The organism is Streptomyces sp. NPDC036813 (genome assembly GCF_055609245.1).
Genome location: NZ_JBVJPV010000032.1, coordinates 1 through 22,583, shown reverse-complemented (window position 1 = coordinate 22,583; position 22,583 = coordinate 1). Strand labels below are relative to the sequence as shown.

General features: G+C 72.1%; 17 protein-coding genes. 13 read left to right on the top strand and 4 right to left on the bottom strand.

The window, feature by feature from the left end; all coding sequences use genetic code 11:
• Nucleotides 1-74 precede the first annotated feature (74 nt).
• The 5 genes from ACZ67Q_RS38575 (at nt 75) to ACZ67Q_RS38555 (ending at nt 6,851) form a co-directional block, all read left to right on the top strand.
• A complete protein-coding gene (locus ACZ67Q_RS38575; RefSeq protein WP_361638706.1) occupies nt 75-371 on the top strand; it encodes a DUF503 domain-containing protein in 297 nt (98 codons plus the stop codon).
• A 42-nt stretch (nt 372-413) separates the two neighbouring features.
• The gene (rbfA, locus tag ACZ67Q_RS38570) at nt 414-869 is read left to right on the top strand and encodes a 30S ribosome-binding factor RbfA (RefSeq protein WP_361638705.1); all 456 of its coding nucleotides are present in this window, start codon (nt 414-416) and stop codon (nt 867-869) included.
• Entirely contained in the window at nt 866-1,771 is a 906-nt protein-coding gene (truB, locus tag ACZ67Q_RS38565) for a tRNA pseudouridine(55) synthase TruB (RefSeq protein ID WP_471192052.1), read from the top strand. The genes rbfA and truB overlap by 4 nt, the downstream gene beginning before the upstream one ends.
• Before the next feature lie 234 nt (nt 1,772-2,005).
• Nucleotides 2,006-5,758, top strand: a complete 3,753-nt coding sequence (locus ACZ67Q_RS38560; RefSeq protein ID WP_471192050.1) for a serine protease — start codon at nt 2,006-2,008, stop codon at nt 5,756-5,758.
• Between the two features lie 136 nt (nt 5,759-5,894).
• Nucleotides 5,895-6,851 carry a bifunctional riboflavin kinase/FAD synthetase gene (locus ACZ67Q_RS38555; protein WP_471192047.1) on the top strand — a complete coding sequence of 319 codons (957 nt, stop codon included), beginning with the start codon at nt 5,895-5,897 and terminating at the stop codon, nt 6,849-6,851.
• A gap of 86 nt (nt 6,852-6,937) precedes the next feature.
• Here the strand turns inward: ACZ67Q_RS38555 and ACZ67Q_RS38550 are convergent, their stop codons facing one another.
• On the bottom strand, nt 6,938-10,948 hold the full coding sequence (locus ACZ67Q_RS38550; protein ID WP_471192044.1) for an SCO5717 family growth-regulating ATPase: 4,011 nt from the start codon (nt 10,946-10,948) through the stop codon (nt 6,938-6,940).
• Between the two features lie 368 nt (nt 10,949-11,316).
• Nucleotides 11,317-11,610: a DUF397 domain-containing protein gene (locus ACZ67Q_RS38545; protein ID WP_471192042.1), complete on the bottom strand. Its 294-nt coding sequence runs from the start codon at nt 11,608-11,610 to the stop codon at nt 11,317-11,319.
• Nucleotides 11,611-11,879: 269 nt separating this feature from the next.
• On the opposite strand from ACZ67Q_RS38545, the gene rpsO reads away from it, so the two are divergent.
• The 5 genes from rpsO to ACZ67Q_RS38520 all read left to right on the top strand — a co-directional run bounded on the left by rpsO (nt 11,880) and on the right by ACZ67Q_RS38520 (nt 17,346).
• Nucleotides 11,880-12,167 carry a 30S ribosomal protein S15 gene (rpsO, locus tag ACZ67Q_RS38540; protein WP_028802543.1) on the top strand — a complete coding sequence of 96 codons (288 nt, stop codon included), beginning with the start codon at nt 11,880-11,882 and terminating at the stop codon, nt 12,165-12,167.
• A gap of 327 nt (nt 12,168-12,494) precedes the next feature.
• On the top strand, nt 12,495-14,714 hold the full coding sequence (locus ACZ67Q_RS38535; RefSeq protein ID WP_471192037.1) for a polyribonucleotide nucleotidyltransferase: 2,220 nt from the start codon (nt 12,495-12,497) through the stop codon (nt 14,712-14,714).
• Nucleotides 14,711-16,090, top strand: a complete 1,380-nt coding sequence (locus ACZ67Q_RS38530; protein ID WP_471192034.1) for a M16 family metallopeptidase — start codon at nt 14,711-14,713, stop codon at nt 16,088-16,090. Before ACZ67Q_RS38535 ends, ACZ67Q_RS38530 begins: the two co-directional genes overlap by 4 nt.
• A 37-nt stretch (nt 16,091-16,127) precedes the next feature.
• Nucleotides 16,128-16,880, top strand: coding sequence for a 4-hydroxy-tetrahydrodipicolinate reductase (dapB, locus tag ACZ67Q_RS38525; protein ID WP_471192031.1), 753 nt, complete (start codon nt 16,128-16,130; stop codon nt 16,878-16,880).
• Between the two features lie 13 nt (nt 16,881-16,893).
• On the top strand, nt 16,894-17,346 hold the full coding sequence (locus ACZ67Q_RS38520) for a tetratricopeptide repeat protein (RefSeq protein ID WP_361638688.1): 453 nt from the start codon (nt 16,894-16,896) through the stop codon (nt 17,344-17,346).
• Nucleotides 17,347-17,475: 129 nt separating this feature from the next.
• Here ACZ67Q_RS38520 and ACZ67Q_RS38515 read toward each other — a convergent pair whose 3' ends face one another.
• Both ACZ67Q_RS38515 and ACZ67Q_RS38510 read right to left on the bottom strand, forming a co-directional pair.
• Entirely contained in the window at nt 17,476-18,036 is a 561-nt protein-coding gene (locus tag ACZ67Q_RS38515) for a hypothetical protein (RefSeq protein ID WP_471192028.1), read from the bottom strand.
• Nucleotides 18,037-18,162: 126 nt separating this feature from the next.
• The gene (locus tag ACZ67Q_RS38510) at nt 18,163-18,402 is read right to left on the bottom strand and encodes a hypothetical protein (RefSeq protein WP_471192025.1); all 240 of its coding nucleotides are present in this window, start codon (nt 18,400-18,402) and stop codon (nt 18,163-18,165) included.
• Nucleotides 18,403-18,570: 168 nt separating this feature from the next.
• Here ACZ67Q_RS38510 and thyX point away from each other — a divergent pair, with 168 nt between their 5' ends.
• The 3 genes from thyX (at nt 18,571) to ACZ67Q_RS38495 (ending at nt 22,269) form a co-directional block, all read left to right on the top strand.
• Entirely contained in the window at nt 18,571-19,305 is a 735-nt protein-coding gene (gene thyX, locus ACZ67Q_RS38505; protein ID WP_471192022.1) for an FAD-dependent thymidylate synthase, read from the top strand.
• Nucleotides 19,306-19,516: 211 nt separating this feature from the next.
• Nucleotides 19,517-20,416, top strand: coding sequence for a 4-hydroxy-tetrahydrodipicolinate synthase (gene dapA / locus ACZ67Q_RS38500; RefSeq protein ID WP_471192019.1), 900 nt, complete (start codon nt 19,517-19,519; stop codon nt 20,414-20,416).
• Between the two features lie 167 nt (nt 20,417-20,583).
• The gene (locus tag ACZ67Q_RS38495; RefSeq protein WP_471192016.1) at nt 20,584-22,269 is read left to right on the top strand and encodes a ribonuclease J; all 1,686 of its coding nucleotides are present in this window, start codon (nt 20,584-20,586) and stop codon (nt 22,267-22,269) included.
• The last annotated feature ends 314 nt before the right edge of the window (nt 22,270-22,583 follow it).

Below are 22,583 nucleotides of genomic sequence, written 5' to 3'. Positions count from 1 at the left end.
ACGGTTCTTGATGTCCCCGGCCGCACGGCTGCGGGGCCATCGATCCCGTACCGGCGGGTGAACCGGTTACACACATGTACGTGGGGACGCTGTCCTTCGACCTCCTCCTCGGCGACGTCCATTCGCTCAAGGAGAAGCGCTCCGTCGTCCGCCCGATCGTCGCCGAACTCCAGCGCAAGTACGCCGTGAGTGCGGCCGAGGTGGACCACATCGACCTCCACCGGCGGACGATCATCGGCCTCGCCGCCGTCTCCGGTGACGCGGGGCACCTCACCGACGTACTCGACCGGTGTGAACGGCTGGTCGCCGGCCGCCCCGAGGTGGAGCTGCTGTCCGTACGACGGCGCTTCCACGGCGAAGACGACGACTGACCAACACGAAACGCAAGCAGAGAAAGAACGGGAGACGGACCAGTGGCCGACAACGCGCGGGCGAAAAGGCTGGCGGACCTCATCCGAGAGGTGGTGGCCCAGAAGCTGCAGCGCGGGATCAAGGACCCGCGGCTCGGCTCGCACGTCACCATCACGGACACCCGGGTCACGGGTGACCTGCGGGAGGCGACCGTCTTCTACACGGTGTACGGCGACGACGAGGAGCGCAAGGCGGCGGCCGCCGGTCTGGAGAGCGCCAAGGGCGTTCTCCGTTCGGCCGTCGGGGCGGCCGCCGGTGTGAAGTTCACGCCGACCCTGACCTTCGTGGCCGACGCCCTTCCGGACACCGCCCGGAACATCGAGGACCTGCTCGACCGGGCCCGCCAGTCCGACGAGAAGGTGCGCGAGGTCTCCGCGGGCGCCACCTACGCCGGTGAGGCGGACCCGTACCGCAAGCCGGGCGAGGACGACGACGAGACGGACGACGCCGCCGAATGACCAGCAAGCCCACCCCGCCCGACGGCCTCGTCATCGTCGACAAGCCGTCGGGTTTCACTTCGCACGACGTGGTCGCCAAGATGCGCGGGATCGCCAGGACCCGCCGCGTCGGCCACGCCGGCACCCTCGACCCGATGGCGACCGGTGTGCTCGTCCTCGGCGTCGAGAAGGCCACCAAGCTCCTCGGTCACCTCGCGCTGACCGAGAAGGAGTACCTGGGCACCATCCGCCTCGGGCAGACCACCATCACGGACGACGCCGAGGGCGAGCTGACGTCCTCCACCGACGCCTCCCACGTCACCCGGGACGCCGTCGACGCCGGCGTCGCCAAGCTGACCGGCGAGATCATGCAGGTGCCGTCCAAGGTCAGCGCTATCAAGATCAACGGCGTGCGCTCCTACAAGCGGGCCCGCGAGGGCGAGGAGTTCGACATCCCGGCCCGCCCGGTGACCGTCTCCTCCTTCGCGGTGTACGACGTGCGCGAGGCCGTCGCCGAGGACGGCACCCCGGTGCTCGACCTGGTCGTCTCCGTGGTCTGCTCCTCCGGCACCTACATCCGCGCCCTGGCCCGCGACCTCGGTGCCGACCTCGGCGTCGGCGGCCACCTCACCGCCCTGCGCCGCACCCGGGTCGGCCCCTACAAGCTGGACGCGGCCAAGACCCTGGACGAGCTCCAGCAGGAGCTGACCGTCATGCCGATCGCCGACGCCGCCGCCGCCGCGTTCCGCCGCTGGGACGTGGACGCGAGGCGCGCCCGGCTGCTCACCAACGGCGTACGGCTGGAGATGCCGGACGAGTACGCGGACGCCGGTACCGTCGCCGTCTTCGGACCGGAGAACCGGCTGCTCGGCCTCGTCGAGTCGCACAAGGGCAAGGCCAAGAGCCTCGCCGTGTTCGCCTGACGGGATCTGCCCGTGGAGCGGCGGTCACGGGGTACTCGCCGCCGCCGCTCCACGGTCCCCCCTCGGTTCCCCCACCCCTAGGGTGTATCCAGCGCCCCCGGTCCATTCACCCGTCCGGGCAGGCGCTCGGAGTGAACCGGGGGAGCGCAGGGGGGCGCGTTCACCACGCCGTCTGTCCCGCCGATCACCACCCGCCTACCGTCGAGGCAAGAGGCACAGGCGGGAGGTACGACGATGGCGGGACGGAGCCCGCGGGACCGCTCCCGGCACACACCCGACACTCCACCTCCGACCGGCCCCGACACGGCCCTCGTCCGCATCCGCGACCTGGCCGGCCGCCCCCGCGGCCTGGGCTTCGCCGCCGACCACCACGGCACGGTCGTCACCAGCCATGAGGCCGTCGACGGTCTCGCCCGCCTCGCTCTGTACGGCACGGACGACCGTAGCTGCGTCGTCACCGCCGACGCGGTCACCCCGCTGCCCGAGCTCGGCCTCGCCCTCGTGCACACCGACGGCCTCGGCACCGATCCGCTCCCCCTCACGGTCCGGGACCGCGTCGACACCGGCACCTATGTCCGCCTCCCGGCCGGCTGCTGGCGCGAGGCCCGCCTCCTCGGCGTGGCGAGCGTGACCTACACCGCCACCGACCGCTTCCACGTCCTCGACGACGCCCTGGAGCTGGCGATCGGCACCTCCGGGCAGGACGCCCTCCGACTGGGCGGCGGGGCCGCCGGCGCCCCGGTGCTCGACGCCGGCACCGGCGCCGTCATCGGCGTCGTCGGCACCGCGCTGCGCTCCGGGCACCGGGAGTGCGGGTTCGCCGTACCCCTGCGACCCGCCCCGGCCGGTCCGCTCGCCGAGCTGCTCGCCCGCAACGCGGCCACCGTCCCCGCCCACGGAGCCGACCTCAACCTCGCCGGCGTCCTCGAACTCACCGCCACCTCCGTCGGCTCCGACGGCCCGCCCCGCGCCGTACCGGAGCCGGTCGAACGCGCGGACACGGCACGGGAGTTCGCCGCCTTCACGGCCGGCCCGGCCGGCGTCCTCGCCCTCGTCGGCGCCCCCGGCAGCGGCCGTACGACGGAGCTGGCGGCCCTCGCGGACCGGCGGCACCGCGGCCCCGACTCCGCACCCACCCTGTGGCTGCGCGGCGCCGACCTCGCCGCCGACGACACCTCGGTCGCCGACGCGGCCGGCCGCGCCCTCGCTCGAGCGGCGCGGATCGTCGCCGCGTCGCGTGCCACGGACACCCCCGGCGACCTCGGCCCCGAGCGGGTGGCCCGCCTCGCCCGGGACGCCGGGCGCCCGCTGCTCCTGCTGCTGGACGGCCCCGAGGAGATGCCGCCCGTCCTCGCGCACCGCCTGGGGGAGTGGACCGCGGGGACGGCGGCGTGGCTGGCACGGACGGGCGCCCGGCTGGTGGTGGCCTGCCGGCCGGAGTACTGGGAGGAGGCCGGGGCGTGCTTCCCTCCCCGGCTGCTGCACGGGCGTCCCGCCCCCGGGCTGCCGCCCTGCGTGCCCCTCGGCGACCTGAGCGAGGAGGAGGCGCTGCTCGCCCGCGCCCGCCTCGGCATCCCCGACGGCATCCTCGCGGACAGCGACGCCCGCCATCCCCTCACCCTGCGGCTGCTGGCAGAGGTCCGCACGGCACTGGCCGAGCCACCGCCGCCCTCCCCGCCGCCTTCGCCCTCCCCGTCTCCCGGCACAGGCGCCGACCCTGCGCCCTCGGCGTCCGGCGCCGCGGGCAGGGGCTCCCCGTCCTGGGCGTCCGACGGTGTGGGTACCGGCTCCCCGTCGTCGGCGTCCGGCGCCGCGGGCAGGGGCTCCCCGTCCTGGGCGTCCGACGGTGTGGGTACCGGCTCCCCGTCGTCGGGGTCCACCGCCGCGGGCAGGGGCTCCCCGTCCTGGGCGTCCGCCGCTGTGGGTACGGGCTCCCCGTCGTCGGCGTCCGGCGCCGCGGGCACCGGCTCGTCGCCCTCGGCGTCTGCCGCCCCGGGCGGGGGACCCTCGGAGCCGCCGTCCGGCGTTCGCGTCGACCGGCACGATGTGCTCGCCGCCCATCTGGACCTGATGTGTCTGCGCATCGCCGTCCGGCTCGCCGCCGGGCTCGGGCTGCGCGGCACGGCCGTACGACGGCTCGCCGCGAAGGTCGCGCGGCAGGTCCACGAGGCGGCCCGGCGCAGCCTCGGGCCCGGCCAGGGCGAGCTGGACCGGCCCTCCTTCGAGGCCGTCTTCCCCTGGGGACCGGCCCCGGCCGCCCTCGGCGGCGGCACCGGCTGGGCCTCCGCCGTGCTCACCGAGGGCCTGCTCGTCCCGGCCGGCGACGGCTACCGCTTCGCCCACGAGGAACTCGCCGACCACGTCCACGGCATCCACCTCGACCTCGACGCGGCCCTGCGCGCCCTCGTGCACCGCACCGACGCCCACCCCCTGCCCGTCCCGCACCACCGCATCGGCCTCGTCGTCCAGGCCCTGCTCCTGCTGGAGCGCCAGCAGGGCCCGCACGCCCTCGCCGCGCGCCTGACGGGGCTGCTGGACGCCCTGGACACCGACCCGGAGTCCTGGTGGGCCGCCCACCTGCTCGCCGAAACCCTGCCGCGGGTGCCGGACGGAGCCCGCCACCTCGCAGTGCTGCGGGGCATCGCCGACCGCATCGCCGAGCGGCGGCTCGCGCCGACGTGGTTCGGGCCGGCCTTCTGGACGTCGCTCGCGCTGGACCCGCCCGACCTTCTCGACCTGCTGCGCCGGCTCGTCCTCGCCGACCCCGCCCCGCAGGACGGCCGGACACCTCGGTTCCTGGACACGGCCGCCGAGCTGCTCGCCGCCGACCCCACCGCCGTACAACGGCATCTGGTGCGCTGGTTCGACGACGGGCGGCCGCTGCCCGCGACCCCGCACGCCACCGTCGCGACGGCCGCGCAGGCGCTGCTGCACACCCACCGGCACCGGGCCCTGGACGACCTCACCGAAGCCCTCGTGGACGCGGCCCATCCGCGCGCCGAGGAACTCCTCGGCGTGCTCGCCGGGGACGAGCCCTCCGCACTGTGCCGGGCCGTCGACCGCTGGGCGCACGACGCCCGGCCCGCACGCCGGGCGGCGGCCGTGACGTACGGACTGCGCGCGGCCCCGCACGTACGTACCGACGCCGACCGCGCGCTGCTGCGCCACGCCGCCCTCGCCCTGCTCGCCGACACCACCCTGCACGTCTGCGCGCTCGCCCTCCTCGTCCGCGACCCGCACAGCCGCGCCCGCCACCTGCCGCACGCCGTGCGCCACTTCACCGCCGGGGACCGGCAGCTGCCGCCCGCCGCCCTGGCCGCCGCCCTGCCCACCCACCCCGACGAAGTCCTGGAAGCCTTCCGCACCCGGCTGCTCACGGCCGCGCCGCAGGACGCGGGGCGGATCCTGGCCGCACTCGCCGACACCGCCCCGCCATCCCTGGCCCGCCGCGTCGCAGACGTCCTGCGGGAGGCGGTGCAGCGGCGGCCCGAGGCACTGTCGGAGCGCCTTGCCGGATACGCGGCCCGCCGCCTGGACCAGGGCGGCGACGCCCGTCCGGTGCTGTTCCCGCTGCTCACCGGCCTGCTCAGGGACGGCCCCGACCGGGTACGCACGGCCCTCGCCACCGTCCTCGCCGACCCCGGCACCCCTGTCTCCGCCGCGCTCCGCCGCGACCTGCGCGACGTCCTGCTGACCCACGAAAGCGACCCGGCCGTACTCGACACCCTGCTGCACGCGGCCGTCCCCGCGACCACCGGCGACGAACAGCGTGCCCTGGTCCAGCGCGTCGGCCTGCTCCTCGTGCGCACCCCGGAGGGCGCCGCCCGCTACGACCGTGCGCTGGTCGACCTGGGCCGCCACGTCCCCGGCTTCGCCACCTGCCTCACCGGCTGGCTCACCGCCGCCCCGGCCGACTGGGCCGCCCTCGTCGGCCCCAGCGCCCGGCGCACGATCGAGCAACTGGCCGGCGTCCGGGTCCCCGCGTGAACCGGCCCTCCGGCAGGGCCGGCGGCGTGCAGCCGGTCACAGCGACGATGCCGATGCAGGCAGGGCGGGCACGGCATGGCACCCTTAGACCTGCGTAAGGACGTAGACACGGACACGGGTTCGAGGAGCGGTCACAGTGCAGCGCTGGCGTGGCTTGGAGGACATCCCCCAGGACTGGGGGCGCAGCGTCGTCACCATCGGCTCCTACGACGGGGTGCACCGGGGCCATCAGCTGATCATCCAGCACGCCGTGGACCGCGCCCGCGAGCTGGGCGTCCCCGCCGTCGTCGTCACCTTCGACCCGCACCCCAGCGAGGTCGTCCGCCCCGGCAGCCACCCGCCGCTGCTCGCCCCGCACCACCGCCGCGCCGAGCTGATGGCCGGCCTGGGCGTGGACGCGGTGCTGATCCTGCCCTTCACGACGGAGTTCTCGAAGCTCTCGCCCGCCGACTTCGTCGTCAAGGTCCTGGTGGACAAGCTGCACGCCAAGGCGGTCGTCGAGGGCCCCAACTTCCGCTTCGGCCACAAGGCCGCGGGCAATGTGGAGTTCCTCGTCGAACAGGGCAAGGTGTACGACTTCGAGGTCGAGGTCGTCGACCTGTACCTGTCCGGCGAGGTGGCCGGCGGACAGCCGTTCTCCTCCACGCTGACCCGGCGCCTGGTCGCCGAGGGCGACATGGCGGGCGCCGCCGAGATCCTCGGCCGCCCGCACCGGGTGGAGGGCGTGGTCGTACGCGGCGCCCAGCGCGGCCGCGAACTCGGCTTCCCCACGGCCAACGTCGAGACACTCCCGCACACCGCCATCCCGGCCGACGGCGTCTACGCCGGCTGGCTGCACGCGAACGGCGAGGCGATGCCGGCCGCGATCTCCGTGGGCACCAACCCGCAGTTCGACGGCACCGAGCGCACGGTGGAGGCGTACGCCATCGACCGCGTCGGGCTGGACCTCTACGGCCTGCACGTCGCCGTCGACTTCCTGGCCTTCGTACGCGGCCAGGCGAAGTTCGACACGCTGGACGCACTGCTGGAACAGATGGCGCAGGACGTGAAGCGCTGCCGTGATCTGGTGGCGGGGTCGCAGCCGCCGCGCTGACCCCTTAAGACGCCGAAGGGCGGCCGGTGCCTGAGAGGCACCGGCCGCCCTTTCTCACGGCCTGCGACCGCTGTCGCCTGCGGCGGCTACTGCTGGGGCGGGGCCGGGGGCTGCCCGGGGTGTCCCTGCTGACCCGGCTGTCCGGCGTGGGGCTGCGGGTAGCCGTAGCCGGCGGGCGGGTAACCGGGCTGCTGAACGTGCTGATCCGGCTGACCGGGCTGTCCCGGCTGGGCCGCCTGCGGATCGGGCTGCTGGGCGGGCACGGCGGGCTGCCCGGGCTGGGGGTGGGGCTGTCCCGGCTGAGGACCGGCCTGCGGGTACGGCTGTCCTGGCTGGGGGGCGGCCTGGGGGTAGGGCTGTCCCGGCTGGGGGACGGCTTGCGGATAGGGCTGTCCCGGCTGGGCGGCGGCCTGCGGATACGGCTGACCGGGCTGCGGCGCGGCCTGCGGATACGGCTGACCGGGCTGCGGCGCGGCCTGCGGATACGGCTGACCGGGCTGCGGCGCGGCCTGCGGATACGGCTGACCGGACTGGCCCGGCTGTCCCGGGACCGGCTGGCCCTGCGCGGACTGCTCCGCGCCGGGCTGACCGGGCATCGGCTGACCGGGGACGTACTGCCCAGGGATCTGCTGGCCAGGGAACGGCTGACCGGCGACGGGCGGCGGACCGGAGTACGGCTGGCCGGAAGCAGGCTGACCCGGGTACGGCTGCTCGGGGGCAGGCTGACCCGGATACGGCTGGCCGGGGACCGCATGACCCGGGTAGTGCTGGTCGGGCATGTGCTGGTCCGGGACCGGCTGGCCCGGGTACGGCTGGCCGGGGCCCGCCTGGCCGGGGAACGGCGGGGCGGCCACCGGCGGCGGGTTGCCGTCGCTGGTCCACAGGCCGTGCGACTGCTGGTGCCGGACGAAGTCCTCGGCGACCATCGCCGCGAGGTTGAAGTACGCCTCCCGCACCTTGGGCCGCATCATGTCGAGGTCGACCTCGGCACCGGCGGAGAGATGCTCGTCGAACGGCACCACGATCACCCCGCGGCAGCGGGTCTCGAAGTGCGCCACGATGTCCTCGACCTTGATCATCTTGCCGGTCTCGCGGACCCCGGAGATGACGGTGATGGACCGGGAGACCAGCTCGGCGTACCCGTGCGCGGACAGCCAGTCCAGCGTCGTACTGGCGCTGCTCGCACCGTCCACGGACGGCGTCGAGATGATGATCAGCTGGTCGGCGAGGTCGAGCACGCCGCGCATCGCGCTGTAGAGCAGGCCGGTACCGGAGTCCGTGAGGATGATCGGGTACTGCTTGCCGAGCACGTCGATGGCGCGCCGGTAGTCCTCGTCGTTGAACGTGGTCGACACGGCCGGGTCGACGTCGTTGGCGATGATCTCCAGACCGGACGGCGCCTGCGAGGTGAACCGCCGGATGTCCATGTAGGAGTTGAGGTACGGGATCGCCTGGACGAGGTCACGGATGGTGGCCCCGGTCTCCCTGCGCACCCGGCGCCCGAGGGTGCCCGCGTCCGGGTTGGCGTCGATGGCGAGGATCTTGTCCTGCCGCTCGGTGGCGAGGGTGGAGCCCAGTGCGGTGGTGGTGGTCGTCTTGCCCACGCCGCCCTTGAGGCTGATGACCGCGATCCGGTAGCAGGACAGCACCGGCGTGCGGATCAGGTCGAGCTTGCGCTGCCGCTCGGCCTCCTCCTTCTTGCCGCCCAGCTTGAACCGCGAACCGCCGCCGACCGGACGGGTGCTCTTCGCCTTCTGCTTCTTGGAGTTGAGCAGCCGGTCTGAGGACAGCTCCACGGCGGCCGTGTAACCGAGCGGCGCACCGGGGTGGGTGGGCTGCCGCTGGTCATGCTGCATGGGCTGCGGCCAGGCGGCCCCGAGCCGCGGATCGACGGGAGGCTGCGGGGCCTGCGGGCCCTGCGGGGCCTGGGCGGCCTGGGGAGCCTGCGGGACGTCCGGCGCGCCGGGGTACGCCTGGCCGGGCTGGCCGGGGTGTGCGGGCTGGCCGGGCTGGCCCGGGTGGGCGGGCGGCTGAGGGAAGCCGTAACCACCGTGCTGTACGGGGGAGTTGGGTGCAGGGGCCTGCTGCTCCGGCTGCGCACCGGGGTGCGGGAAGCCGTACCCGGCGGGCGGGTTCGGCTCGGAGGCGGGCGCGCCGCTCTGCGGGAAGCCGTAACCACCGCCCGACTGCGCGGGGTCGGCGGGCTGGGTGTTCGGCGCCGGCGGGGCAGGCTGCGCTTGGGGCGTGGGCGGCGTGGGCGCGCCGGGCTGGGGGAAGCCGTAGCCGCTGGGTGCCTGCGGGGGAGTGGGCGCCGGGGCCGCCGCGGGCTGCGGGAAGCCGTAACCGGCGGGCTGCTCGGGGGCGTTGGCCTGCGGGCTGGCGGCAGGCCGGACGTTCGGCGCGGGCGGCGGGAAGCCGTATCCGGCGGGCGGGTACGGCTGGCCGGGCTGCGCCGCGGCAGGGGTGTTCCAGCCGCCCGGCGCGGGCTGCGGCGCCTGCGGCTGGAACGGGGGCTGCTCCTGCGGGGCGGCGGCCACGGGCTCCGGCTGCGACTGCGCGGGCCACTGCGCCGCAGAGGCGGGCGCGGCGGGCTGATACGACGGCGGCAGCGGAGGAACGCCGGCCGGCGGAGCCGACGGGGGATTCCAGTCCACAGGCGGCGCATCCTGCGGCTCGGGGACCGTGGCGGGAACCGCGTCCTGCGGCTCGGGGGCCGTGGCGGGAACCGCGTCCTGCGGCCCGGGGACCGCGGCGGGAACCGCGTCCTGCGGCTCGTCGGTCACCTCGGCAGCCGGTACGGGCTCGGCCGGCGCCTCGGCGGAGGGAGCCGCGTCGGCGGACTCGGCCCGCGCCTCCTGCTCGGGAGCGTCGGCGGGGGAGTCGTCGGACTCACCGGAGTCGTCGGAGCGGACCGCCTCGGCGTCCGCGGCGGCCTCGTCGACGGACGGAGCGGACTCAGCGGATTCGGGGGACGCCTCGGCGGCGGCCGCGTCAGTGTCGTCCCGCGTCTCGTCGTCGTCCTGCGTCTCGTCGGCGACCGGCGACTCGGTCTCCTCGACCTCGGCATCCGCGGCGCCGTCCTCATCGTCCGCCGCGCCGGCACTCTCGTCAGCCGCCGCGGTGCCCTCAGCCAGGACGTCGTCGCGACCCTCGCCGCGCTCCTCACCGTCGGACCGCCCGTCGGCAGCGACCTCGGACTCGACTTCGGCCTTGTCCTCTGCCTCGACCTCTGCCTCGGCCTCGACCTTGTCTTCGGACTCGACCTCGGCCTTGTCCTCTGCCTCGCCCTTGTCCTCGGCGTCGGCCTGGACGGCCGCGGCATGCTCGGCGATCTGCCGCTTCAGCGCCACCGACGAGAAACGCATGGTGGCACCGCTCTCGATGTCCCCGTTACCGAACTCCGCACCGGCGTCACCACCAGAGGTGGAAGGCGCGTCAGCCGAACCGGAAGGCGCGTCGACCGAACCACCCGCGTCCACCGAACCGGCCGCCGGAGTCACCGAGGCCCCCCACTGCCCCTGGAACCCCGGAACGGGAATGTTCGGCACAGCGCTGGGCGACGCGGGATCGGCGGCCGGCGTCTCCTGCTGTTTCTGCGCCGGCTCCTGGGCAGCTTGAGGCCGCTGCGGCTCGAACCCGCTCCCCACCGGAAGCTTGGGCACGGCGACCGGGCTGCCGCTGGGCGGCGGAGGCGGCGTGTACGCGGCCCCCGGAGCCGGAGCCGGAGCCGGAGCCGGAGCCGGAGCCGGAGCCGGGGTGGGCGCGGAGGCGGGCGGAGTGTAGGGCGCCGACGGAGGCGGAGTGAAGGACGACCCGGACCCACCGGCCGCGTGCGGCGGCGGCGTCAGCCCGGGCAGCGGAACGTGGGGAACGGCCGCGGGCCCCGAGGCCGTACCGCCACCCGGCGCCCCCGCCGGGCCGGAACCGGACGTACCGGCCCCCGCCCCCGACCCCCCGGACGCGTTCTGCGTGTACCAGGCAGGCGGCGCGTAGTCGATGGTGAACTCGCCCGTCGTCTCGATGGCGGACTCCGCGTCGGGCTGGTCGTCGCCGGGCGTGGCCCAGCCCCCGCGGTTCCCGTCCCGATCGCTGCTCACAGTTCCTCCTGGTGTGGTCGAGCACCCTCAAGCCGTGCCGGGCCGACCATTTCTTGTCGTTCGAGTGGTCCGAAATGCAACGAGGTCGTCCGATCAGCGGCCCTCCCCCTGTGACGCAGACGCCGGTTCCACGGGTTCTGACGTCGCGCCGGTCCCAGCCTAATCACCAGGTACCCCACCTCGTCAGGCCCGTCCGCCGCTTGGCGCCGGTCCCGGACGCCCCACACGGCATCGAAATGGCCGTATATGAACTCCTTTTGGTCAGAAGCCGGTCAACATGCCCATCGGAGCGGGCACTTGGTCCGACGGGAAGTCGCGGCACGAAAAAGGGGCGGCACCCACGCGTGCCGCCCCGCATCGGTCGACCGTCACCCGGCGTTCGCCGCCCCGCCCTCCCGCGTCGGCTCCAGATCGAACTCCCCGTCCCGCGCGCCGAGCACGAACGCGCGCCACTCCGCATCCGTGTACCGCAGGACGGTGGCGGGGTCCAGGGAGGAGCGCATGGCCACGGCGCCGCCCGGGAGGTAGGCGATCTCGACGCGCTCCTCGTGCTCCTCGGTGCCCGGCGCGCTGTGCCACTCGACGCCGGAGATGTCGAGCGCGTACAGCTCGTCCCGCTCCCGCTCCTTGCGCGCCTTGATCTCTTCTGCCGACTCGGCCATGCCCCACCGGCCCCTTCTTCGAGGTAGCAACGATCAGTGGCCTCACCCTAGTGGCCGCGCGTCCCCCGTTCGGGCGGTTCCGGGACCTGGCGGAAGACCCCTGCCCGCGCCTGGTACCCTGAGTGACGGCCGTATGTGTACGCACCCCCGGAAGCCCTCGCGGGCCCTGGTGGTCGCGCTCAGCGGATCCCCGCCTCCCGAGTCGTGGAAGCTCCCCCGAGATGTAGACCGGGGGCACTCGGCGGCAATCACAGTATCGAGGAGTACGCGTGTCGCTCGACGCCGCTACGAAGAAGCAGATCATCAGCGAGTTCGGCCAGAAGGAGGGCGACACCGGCTCCCCCGAGGTCCAGGTCGCCATGCTCTCGCGCCGGATCTCGGACCTGACCGAGCACCTCAAGACCCACAAGCACGACCACCACTCCCGTCGTGGTCTGCTGATCCTGGTCGGTCAGCGCCGTCGCCTGCTGCAGTACCTCGCCAAGAAGGACATCCAGCGCTTCCGTACGCTGGTCGACCGCCTCGGCATCCGCCGTGGTGCGGCGGGCGCCAAGTAAGACGCCGTGAAGGGAGCGGTTCCCTGGGAAAAGGGGGCCGCTCCCTTTGCTGTACGTGCGCACTGTCACTGCCCCTTTGTAGTGTGGTAGCACAACGCAATACGTACGACACCGCGTGATAAGGCCCGCCCACGGAGGGTAGGGGCTGATCGCGTAAGACGAAGAGGAGAAGCGCACCACGCCGCCGCCGGTCCTCGGTAGTGGCCCCCGGGACAGCGAATCCCGGGTGCTTCGATCGAAGACCGGCCCGCACCGCACGGAGCGCTTCTCCGCCACCGTCCCCCCGCCACACGGGCGAGGAGGGACGAGGACGAGGAGAAAACACTAGTGGAGAACGAGACCCACTACGCCGAGGCCGTCATCGACAATGGCGCCTTCGGCACCCGCACCATCCGTTTCGAGACGGGCCGCCTGGCCAAGCAGGCCGCCGGCTCCGCCGTGGCGTACCTGGACGACGACACCATGGTGCTGTCGGCCACCACCGCCTCCAAGAACCCCAAGGACCAGCTCGACTTCTTCCCCCTGACGGTCGACGTCGAGGAGCGGATGTACGCCGCCGGCAAGATCCCCGGCAGCTTCTTCCGCCGTGAGGGCCGGCCCTCCGAGGACGCGATCCTCACCTGCCGCCTCATCGACCGCCCGCTGCGCCCGTCCTTCAGGAAGGGCCTGCGCAACGAGATCCAGGTCGTCTGCACGATCATGGCGCTCAACCCCGACCACCTGTACGACGTCGTGGCGATCAACGCCGCCTCCGCGTCCACGCAGCTGGCCGGTCTGCCCTTCTCCGGCCCGATCGGCGGCGTCCGCGTCGCGCTGATCCGCGGCCAGTGGGTGGCCTTCCCGACGCACACCGAGCTCGAGGACGCCGTCTTCGACATGGTCGTCGCGGGCCGCGTCCTGGAGGACGGCGACGTCGCGATCATGATGGTCGAGGCCGAGGCCACCGAGAAGACCATCAAGCTGGTCGAGGGCGGCGCCGAGGCGCCCACCGAGGAGATCGTCGCCGCCGGTCTGGACGCCGCGAAGCCCTTCATCAAGGTGCTCTGCAAGGCCCAGTCGGACCTGGCGTCCAAGGCCGCCAAGCCGGTCGGCGAGTTCCCGATCTTCCTGGACTACCAGGACGACGTCTTCGAGGCGCTCACCGCCGCCGTCAAGCCCGAGCTCGCCCAGGCGCTCACCATCGCCGGCAAGCAGGAGCGCGAGGCCGAGCTGGACCGCGTCAAGGGCCTGGCCGCCGAGAAGCTCCTGCCGGAGTTCGAGGGCCGCGAGAAGGAGATCTCCGCCGCGTACCGCGCGCTGACCAAGCAGCTGGTCCGCGAGCGCGTGATCAAGGAGAAGAAGCGCATCGACGGCCGTGGGGTGACGGACATCCGTACCCTCGCCGCCGAGGTCGAGGCCATCCCGCGGGTGCACGGTTCCGCGCTGTTCGAGCGTGGCGAGACCCAGATCCTGGGCGTCACCACCCTCAACATGCTCCGTATGGAGCAGCAGCTGGACACCCTCTCGCCGGTGACCCGCAAGCGCTACATGCACAACTACAACTTCCCGCCGTACTCCACCGGTGAGACCGGCCGCGTCGGCTCCCCGAAGCGCCGCGAGATCGGCCACGGCGCCCTCGCCGAGCGCGCCCTCGTGCCGGTGCTGCCGGCGCGCGAGGAGTTCCCCTACGCGATCCGCCAGGTGTCCGAGGCCCTCGGTTCCAACGGCTCGACGTCCATGGGTTCGGTCTGCGCCTCCACCATGTCGCTGCTGAACGCCGGTGTGCCGCTGAAGGCACCGGTCGCCGGTATCGCCATGGGTCTGATCTCCCAGGAGATCGAGGGCGAGACGCACTACGTCACCCTCACCGACATCCTCGGTGCCGAGGACGCCTTCGGTGACATGGACTTCAAGGTCGCCGGCACCAAGGAGTTCGTGACCGCCCTCCAGCTCGACACCAAGCTGGACGGCATCCCGGCCTCCGTCCTGGCCGCGGCCCTCAAGCAGGCCCGCGACGCCCGCCTCCACATCCTCGACGTGATGATGGAAGCGATCGACACGCCGGACGAGATGTCCCCGAACGCGCCGCGGATCATCACCGTGAAGATCCCGGTCGACAAGATCGGTGAGGTCATCGGCCCCAAGGGCAAGATGATCAACCAGATCCAGGAGGACACGGGCGCCGAGATCACCATCGAGGACGACGGCACCATCTACATCGGTGCCGCCGACGGTCCCTCGGCGGAGGCCGCCCGCGCCACGATCAACGGCATCGCCAACCCGACGATGCCCGAGGTCGGCGAGCGCTACCTGGGTACGGTCGTGAAGACGACCACCTTCGGTGCGTTCGTCTCCCTGCTGCCCGGCAAGGACGGTCTGCTGCACATCTCGCAGATCCGCAAGCTGGCCGGCGGCAAGCGCGTGGAGAACGTCGAGGACGTCCTCGGCGTGGGCCAGAAGGTCCAGGTCGAGATCGCCGAGATCGACTCCCGCGGCAAGCTCTCCCTCATTCCCGTGATCGAGGGCGAGGACGGCGACGAGAACGCGAAGGACGACGCCGACCAGTGACGTCCCGTGGCTTCAAGGCGACGGCCCGCACCTCCTCGGAGGCGCGGGCCGTCGCCCGTACCCAAACTCTCATCAAGGGCGAGAACGGCATCGGCACGGTCCGCAGGACCACCCTCCCCGGCGGTCTGCGCATCGTCACCGAGACCCTGCCGTCGGTCCGTTCCGCCACCTTCGGCATCTGGGCGCACGTCGGCTCGCGCGACGAGACCCCGGCCCTGAACGGCGCCACGCACTACCTGGAGCATCTGCTCTTCAAGGGCACGAGCCGCAGGTCGGCGCTGGACATCTCCTCCGCCCTCGACGCCGTCGGCGGCGAGATGAACGCGTTCACGGCCAAGGAGTACACGTGCTACTACGCGCGCGTGCTCGACACCGACCTGCCGCTCGCCATCGACGTGGTCTGCGACATGCTGACCGGCTCCCTGATCCTCGAGGAGGACGTCGACGTCGAGCGCGGCGCGATCCTCGAAGAGATCGCGATGACCGAGGACGACCCGGGCGACTGCGTGCACGACCTGTTCGCGCACACGATGTTCGGCGACAACCCCCTCGGCCGTCCCGTCCTCGGCACGGTCGACACGGTCAACGCCCTCACCGCCGATCGCATCCGCCGCTTCTACAAGAAGCACTACGACCCGACCCACCTGGTCGTCGCCTGCGCCGGCAACATCGACCACAACAAGGTCGTACGCCAGGTGCGCGCCGCCTTCGAGAAGGCCGGCGCCCTCGGCAGTGAGGACGCCCAGCCGATCGGCCCGCGCGCCGGCAGCCGGGCGATCCGCGCGGCCGGCAAGGTCGAGCTGCTGAACCGCAAGACCGAGCAGGCGCACGTGGTGCTCGGCATGCCAGGCCTGGCCCGCACCGACGACCGCCGCTGGGCGCTCGGCGTGCTCAACACCGCCCTCGGCGGCGGCATGTCCTCCCGCCTGTTCCAGGAGGTCCGCGAGAAGCGCGGCCTGGCCTACAGCGTGTACTCCTACACGTCGGGCTTCGCCGACTGCGGCCTGTTCGGCGTGTACGCCGGCTGCCGGCCCTCGCAGGTGCACGATGTACTGCGGATCTGCCGCGACGAGCTCGACCACGTCGCCGAGCACGGTCTGTCCGACGACGAGATCGAGCGGGCCATCGGCCAGCTGCGCGGCTCCACCGTGCTCGGTCTGGAGGACACGGGTGCGCTCATGAACCGCATCGGCAAGAGTGAGCTGTGCTGGGGCGAGCAGATGTCCGTCGACGACATGCTGACCCGGATCGCGGCGGTGACCCCGGACGAGGTCCGTTCCGTCGCCCGCGACATCCTGGGCCGGCGTCCGTCGCTGTCGGTCATCGGCCCGCTGAAGGACAAGCAGGCCGCGCGGCTGCACGACGCGGTCGCCTGAGTCACCTCCGTTAGCACCTCCGTTAAGGAAGCAACAGATGAGCAAGCTGCGCGTGGCGGTCCTCGGTGCCAAGGGCCGGATCGGGGCCGAGGCGGTCAAGGCCGTCGAGGCCGCCGAGGACATGGAGCTGGTGGCCACCCTCGGCCGCGGTGACAAGCTGGAGACGCTGGCCGAGACCGGCGCCCAGGTCGCGGTCGAGCTGACCACCCCGGCCTCGGTCATGGGCAACCTCGACTTCTGCGTCCGGCACGGCATCCACGCCGTCGTCGGTACGACGGGCTGGACCGACGAGCGCCTCGCGCAGCTGAAGGGCTGGCTCGCCCAGTCCCCGGAGACGGGCGTGCTCATCGCCCCGAACTTCTCCATCGGTGCCGTGCTCACCATGAAGTTCGCGCAGATCGCCGCCCCGTACTTCGAGTCCGTCGAGGTCGTCGAGCTGCACCACCCCAACAAGGTGGACGCCCCGAGCGGTACGGCCACCCGCACCGCCCAGCTGATCGCCGAGGCCCGCGCCAAGGCGGGCTCCGCCCCGGCGCCGGACGCCACGGTCACGGCCCTGGACGGCGCCCGCGGCGCGAACGTCGACGGTGTGCCGGTGCACGCCGTCCGGCTGCGCGGCCTGCTGGCCCACCAGGAGGTCCTGCTCGGCGGCGAGGGCGAGACCCTCACCGTCCGGCACGACTCGCTGCACCACAGCAGCTTCATGCCGGGCATCCTGCTCGGCGTGCGCCGCGTGGTGAGCAGCCCGGGCCTGACCTTCGGCCTGGAACACTTCCTGGACCTGAACTGAGCCTCTGACCCTCATGCGCGCGAAGATCACCTACCTCGTCACGGCCGCCGTCCTCGTCTTCTACTTCGTTCTGGTCGGCAGCCGCGGCGTCATGCTCATCCAGTCCGGCACCCCGTTGACCGTCACCTTCGGCATCGCGGTGCTGATCCTGCCGGTCATCGGCCTGTGGTTCCTGTGGAAGAACACCGAGTTCGTCCGCAAGGCCAACGCCCTCGCCGCGGAACTCGAGGCCGAGGGCGGCCTGCCGGTCGACGAGCTGAAACGCCTGCCCAGCGGCCGCGTCGACCGTGACTCGGCGGACGAGGTCTTCGCCCGGCGCAAGGCCGAGACGGAGGCGTCCCCGGACGACTGGCGCTGCTGGTTCCGCCTCGCCGTCGCGTACCACGACGCCCGCGACACCCCTCGCGCCCGCAAGGCGATGCAGCGGGCGATAGCCCTCCACGAGGGCCGCCCGGTCCAGGTCTGACCCGGCCACGCCCGCGACGCCCGCCCCGGCGTTGCGGGCCACAGGTACACCGAAGGGGCCGGTCCGCGTTCACCCGCGGTCCGGCCCCTTTCTGTTGTCGCCGTACGGTTCACCGCCGGCCGTGGCCGCTCAGCCCCGGCGGTTCTCCGCGGCCCACGCCTCCACCGCGTCCGCCGCGCGGTCGAAGGCCTCGGCCCGGCTCAGGAAGTCCGCGTTGTGCGTGGTCAGCAACGGCGGTACGGCATCGCCGCCACGGTCGGCGCGCGCCAGTACCAGGGCCTGCCCCTGCACGGTGCGCGGCAGCCCCAGCCAGCGCACCGGCTGCTGCACCGTCCGCACGTGCACCACGCGCTCCCACGCCACCGTGCGCGTGACGAAGAAGCCCACGTGCCGCAGCCCGCGCGCGCTCACCCACACACCCATGCGCAGCAGCCGCACCGCACCGGCGACGATCAGCAGCGCGATGCCGAAGACCGCGGTGGCTCCGCCGACGGTGCCGGCCAGGGCGATGATCACGGCGGCGCTCAGCACATATGAGGCCAGCAGCAGGCAGAGCGCGGCCGCCCCGACCCGCCAGGGACCGGGCCGGTAGGGGCGTCGCCAGCGGTCCCGGTCGTCATGCGGCAGCGCGACATCGTCGGCTGCCTCCGTGTCGAACGCGCGGTCGGCCGTCAGGAAGGGCAGGGGCACGGCTGGTCCTCACTCGATCCCGGCATCTGCTGTGCCCGGTGAGGCTATCCGGCCGCGCCCCGGCTCTCCAGCATTGGGGGCCACGGCGGCGCTCCACACCCACGACCTGACAGCCGTGAGCGAGCATCAGTGGCCGTCGGACGCCTGCGAATGCTCGGGCGCGGTGGAGGAGTGATCCAGGCTCAGCGCCGGCATCCCCAGCATCAGCGAGCCGACGAGCGCGGCGACGATGGTGAGCCCCAGCAGCAGCCGGCCGGCCAGCTGACCGGCGGACGCCCGCTGAGGGGACGGAGGAGTGACATTACTGCGGAACCTGTCAGCTTCGGCTATGAAGGCGAACGGGACGGGTTCACGCCGACCGGACATCGGGGGTGGGTCTCCCTTCGGGGACAGAACGGATCTTTGTCATCCGTAGAGACGAACGAACCGTCTCAAAGGTGCCCTGTTTCACCGACTTCTTGCAGCGCGGTCCCGAACGCGCCACTGGGTAGAGTGGCGTCGCCACACGACAAGACCGGAAGGCCCACCGAAACCGTGATCCCCGAGGATGACATCAAGATCGAGTTCCGCAGTGACGTCACGGTGGAGCTGGTGAAACACAGCGCGGCCGACTCCGACGTACTGTTCGCCGCCCGCGTGTCCACGCTCGGGGAGCAGTCGCTGGACGAGCTGCAGAGGGACCCGGAGCGCTCCAAGGGTCTGATCAACTTCCTGATGCGCGACCGGCACGGCAGCCCGTTCGAGCACAACTCGATGACGTTCTTCATCAGCGCCCCGATCTTCGTCTTCCGCGAGTTCATGCGGCACCGGGTCGGCTGGTCCTACAACGAGGAGTCCGGCCGCTACCGCGAGCTGCAGCCCGTCTTCTACGTCCCGGACACCTCCCGCAAGCTGGTCCAGGAGGGCCGCCCGGGCAAGTACCGGTTCGTCGAGGGCACCCCCGAGCAGTACAAGCTCGTCAGCGACTCGATGGAGGAGTCGTACCGCGAGGCCTACCGCACCTACCAGGAGATGCTGGCCGCCGGCGTCGCCCGTGAGGTCGCCCGCGCCGTGCTGCCGGTCGGCCTGTTCTCCTCGATGTACGCCACCTGCAACGCCCGCTCGCTGATGCACTTCCTCGGCCTGCGCACCCAGCACGAGCTGGCCAAGGTGCCGTCCTTCCCGCAGCGGGAGATCGAGATGGTCGGCGAGAAGATGGAGGCCGCGTGGGGCGAGCTGATGCCGCTCACGTACGCCGCCTTCAATGCGAACGGGCGTGTGGCGCCGTAACGGACCCCCGTTCCCCCGCCCGGCACACATGTACGGTTCAGCCTTGCGAAGTGTCCGTATTGCGGCGTTTAGAGAAGTTCATCTAGCCTGATCAAACGGACCCGGCACTGCTTGAACCCCCGAGCAGGCAGTGCCGGGCTCCTCTTTTGTCCTGACTTGCCCGGCACCCCGAGGGCAGACCACGTGATGCGCAACGAGTAGCGTGTAACCCATGGCTCCGACCTCCACTCCGCAGACCCCCTTCGGGCGGGTCCTCACCGCCATGGTCACGCCCTTCACGGCGGACGGCGCACTCGACCTCGACGGCGCACAGCGGCTCGCCGCCCACCTGGTGGACGCAGGCAACGACGGCCTGATCATCAACGGCACCACCGGTGAGTCGCCCACCACCAGCGACGCGGAGAAAGCGGATCTCGTACGAGCGGTCCTGGAGGCCGTCGGCGACCGGGCCCACGTGGTGGCCGGGGTCGGCACCAACGACACCCACCACAGCATCGAGCTGGCTCGCGCCGCCGAGAAGACCGGCGCACACGGCCTGCTCGTCGTCACGCCGTACTACAACAAGCCCCCGCAGGAGGGCCTGTACCGGCACTTCACGGCCCTGGCCGACGCCACCGAGCTGCCGGTCATGCTCTACGACATCCCCGGCCGCAGCGGCGTCCCGATCAACACCGAGACGCTCGTCCGCCTCGCCGAGCACCCCCGGATCGTCGCCAACAAGGACGCCAAGGGCGACCTCGGCCGCGCCAGCTGGGCCATCGCCCGCTCCGGCCTCGCCTGGTACTCCGGCGACGACATGCTGAACCTGCCGCTGCTCTCCGTCGGCGCGGTCGGCTTCGTCTCGGTCGTCGGCCACCTCGTCACCCCGGACCTGCGCGCGCTCGTCGAGGCGTACATCTCCGGCGACGTAGTCAAGGCCACCGAGATCCACCAGAAGCTGCTCCCGGTCTACACCGGCATGTTCCGCACCCAGGGCGTCATGACCACCAAGGCCGCGCTCGCCCTGAAGGGTCTGCCCGCCGGGCCGCTGCGCGCGCCCATGGTGGAGTGCTCGCCCGAGGAGATCGAGCAGCTCAAGATCGATCTTGCCGCCGGCGGGGTACAGCTCTGACAACAGACTTCGCGCGGCCGCGCGCAACCGCCCCGCGCACCTGAGCTTCACAACTGAATAAGCAGGCCACCGGTGCCTGCGACACGACAACGACAACTGCTTCTGCACGAACGTCATACGCGCCACGTGCCCGACCGGTACGTGGCGCGCGTGGTGAGGAGAGTCTTTTGAGCCATCCGCATCCCGAACTCAGTGCGCCCCCGCCGCTCCCCGAGGGCGGCCTGCGCGTGACCCCGCTCGGCGGCCTCGGCGAGATCGGCCGCAACATGACGGTCTTCGAATACGGCGGCCGTCTGCTGATCGTCGACTGCGGCGTGCTCTTCCCCGAGGAGGAGCAGCCCGGCATCGACCTGATCCTGCCGGACTTCACGTCGATCAGAGACCGCCTCGACGACATCGAGGGCATCGTCCTCACGCACGGTCACGAGGACCACATCGGCGGCGTCCCGTTCCTCCTGCGCGAGAAGCCGGACATCCCGCTGATCGGCTCCAAGCTGACCCTGGCCCTGATCGAGGCCAAGCTCCAGGAGCACCGCATCCGCCCGTACACCCTCGAGGTGTCGGAGGGGAACCGCGAGCGCCTCGGCCCCTTCGACTGCGAGTTCATCGCGGTCAACCACTCCATCCCGGACGCGCTGGCCGTCGCCATCCGCACCCCGGCGGGCATGATCGTCCACACCGGCGACTTCAAGATGGACCAGCTCCCGCTGGACAACCGCCTCACGGACCTGCACGCCTTCGCGCGGCTGAGCGAGGAGGGCATCGACCTCCTCCTCACCGACTCCACGAACGCAGAGGTCCCCGGCTTCACCCCGCACGAGCGGGACATCTCCAGCGTTCTGCGCCAGGTCTTCGCCGGCGCCCGCAAGCGGATCATCGTGGCGAGCTTCGCCAGCCACGTCCACCGGATCCAGCAGATCCTGGACGCGGCCCACGAGTACGGCCGCCGGGTCGCCTTCGTCGGCCGCTCGATGGTCCGCAACATGGGTATCGCACGTGACCTCGGCTATCTGCGGGTCCCGCCGGGCCTGGTGGTGGACGTCAAGACGCTCGACGACCTCCCGGACAACGAGGTGGTCCTGGTCTGCACGGGTTCCCAGGGCGAACCGATGGCGGCCCTGTCCCGCATGGCCAACCGGGACCACCAGATCCGCATCGTCGACGGCGACACCGTGATCCTGGCGTCCTCGCTGATCCCCGGCAACGAGAACGCGGTCTACCGCGTGATCAACGGCCTGACCCGCTGGGGCGCGAACGTGGTGCACAAGGGCAACGCCAAGGTGCACGTCTCCGGCCACGCGTCCGCGGGCGAGCTGCTGTACTTCTACAACATCTGCCGCCCGAAGAACCTGATGCCGGTCCACGGCGAATGGCGCCACTTGCGGGCCAACGCCGAACTGGGCGCCCTCACCGGCGTCCCGCACGACCACATCGTCATCGCCGAGGACGGCGTGACCGTCGACCTGGTCCAGGGCAAGGCCAAGATCTCCGGCAAGGTCCAGGCGGGCTATGTCTACGTCGACGGCCTGTCGGTCGGCGACGTCGGCGAGCCGGCCCTGAAGGACCGCAAGATCCTGGGCGAGGAGGGCATCATCTCGGTCTTCGTGGTGGTGGACTCCTCCACGGGCAAGATCACCGGTGGTCCGCACGTCCAGGCGCGCGGCTCCGGCATCGAGGACTCGGCCTTCGTGGACGTCCTCCCGAAGGTCACCGAGGTGCTCGAGCGCTCGGCGCAGGACGGGGTCGTCGAGCCCCACCAACTGCAGCAACTGGTCCGCCGGACCCTGGGCAAGTGGGTCTCGGACAACTACCGGCGCCGGCCGATGATCCTGCCGGTCGTGGTGGAGGTTTGACGCTCCCACAGGTGTGAACCCGGAGCGGGGTCCCTCGATTTGCATCGAGGCGCCCCGCTCCAGTACGTTTACGGCTCCACCTCGACGGGAACCCGGTCGCTTCGTGCACCGGCGGCCCCGAAGCGGGTGGGAAATCCGGCTCAGAATCTCTGATAAAGTCGGAACCGCCGGAAAGGGAAACGCGAGAGCGGAAACCTGGAAAGCACCGAGGAAATCGGATCGAGAAAAGATCTGATAGAGTCGGAAACGCAAGACCGAAGGGAAGCCCGGAGGAAAGCCCGAGAGGGTGAGTACAAAGGAAGCGACCGTTCCTT

What these genes read in the sequence shown, in the direction of transcription:
- ACZ67Q_RS38575 (WP_361638706.1), top strand. Translation starts at nt 75, where the DNA reads ATGTACGTGGGGACGCTGTCCTTCGACCTCCTCCTCGGCGACGTCCAT.
- truB (WP_471192052.1), top strand. Translation starts at nt 866, where the DNA reads ATGACCAGCAAGCCCACCCCGCCCGACGGCCTCGTCATCGTCGACAAG.
- ACZ67Q_RS38560 (WP_471192050.1), top strand. Translation starts at nt 2,006, where the DNA reads ATGGCGGGACGGAGCCCGCGGGACCGCTCCCGGCACACACCCGACACT.
- ACZ67Q_RS38545 (WP_471192042.1), bottom strand. Translation starts at nt 11,610, where the DNA reads ATGGCCGAGTCGGCAGAAGAGATCAAGGCGCGCAAGGAGCGGGAGCGG.
- dapB (WP_471192031.1), top strand. Translation starts at nt 16,128, where the DNA reads ATGAGCAAGCTGCGCGTGGCGGTCCTCGGTGCCAAGGGCCGGATCGGG.
- ACZ67Q_RS38520 (WP_361638688.1), top strand. Translation starts at nt 16,894, where the DNA reads ATGCGCGCGAAGATCACCTACCTCGTCACGGCCGCCGTCCTCGTCTTC.
- ACZ67Q_RS38510 (WP_471192025.1), bottom strand. Translation starts at nt 18,402, where the DNA reads ATGTCCGGTCGGCGTGAACCCGTCCCGTTCGCCTTCATAGCCGAAGCT.
- dapA (WP_471192019.1), top strand. Translation starts at nt 19,517, where the DNA reads ATGGCTCCGACCTCCACTCCGCAGACCCCCTTCGGGCGGGTCCTCACC.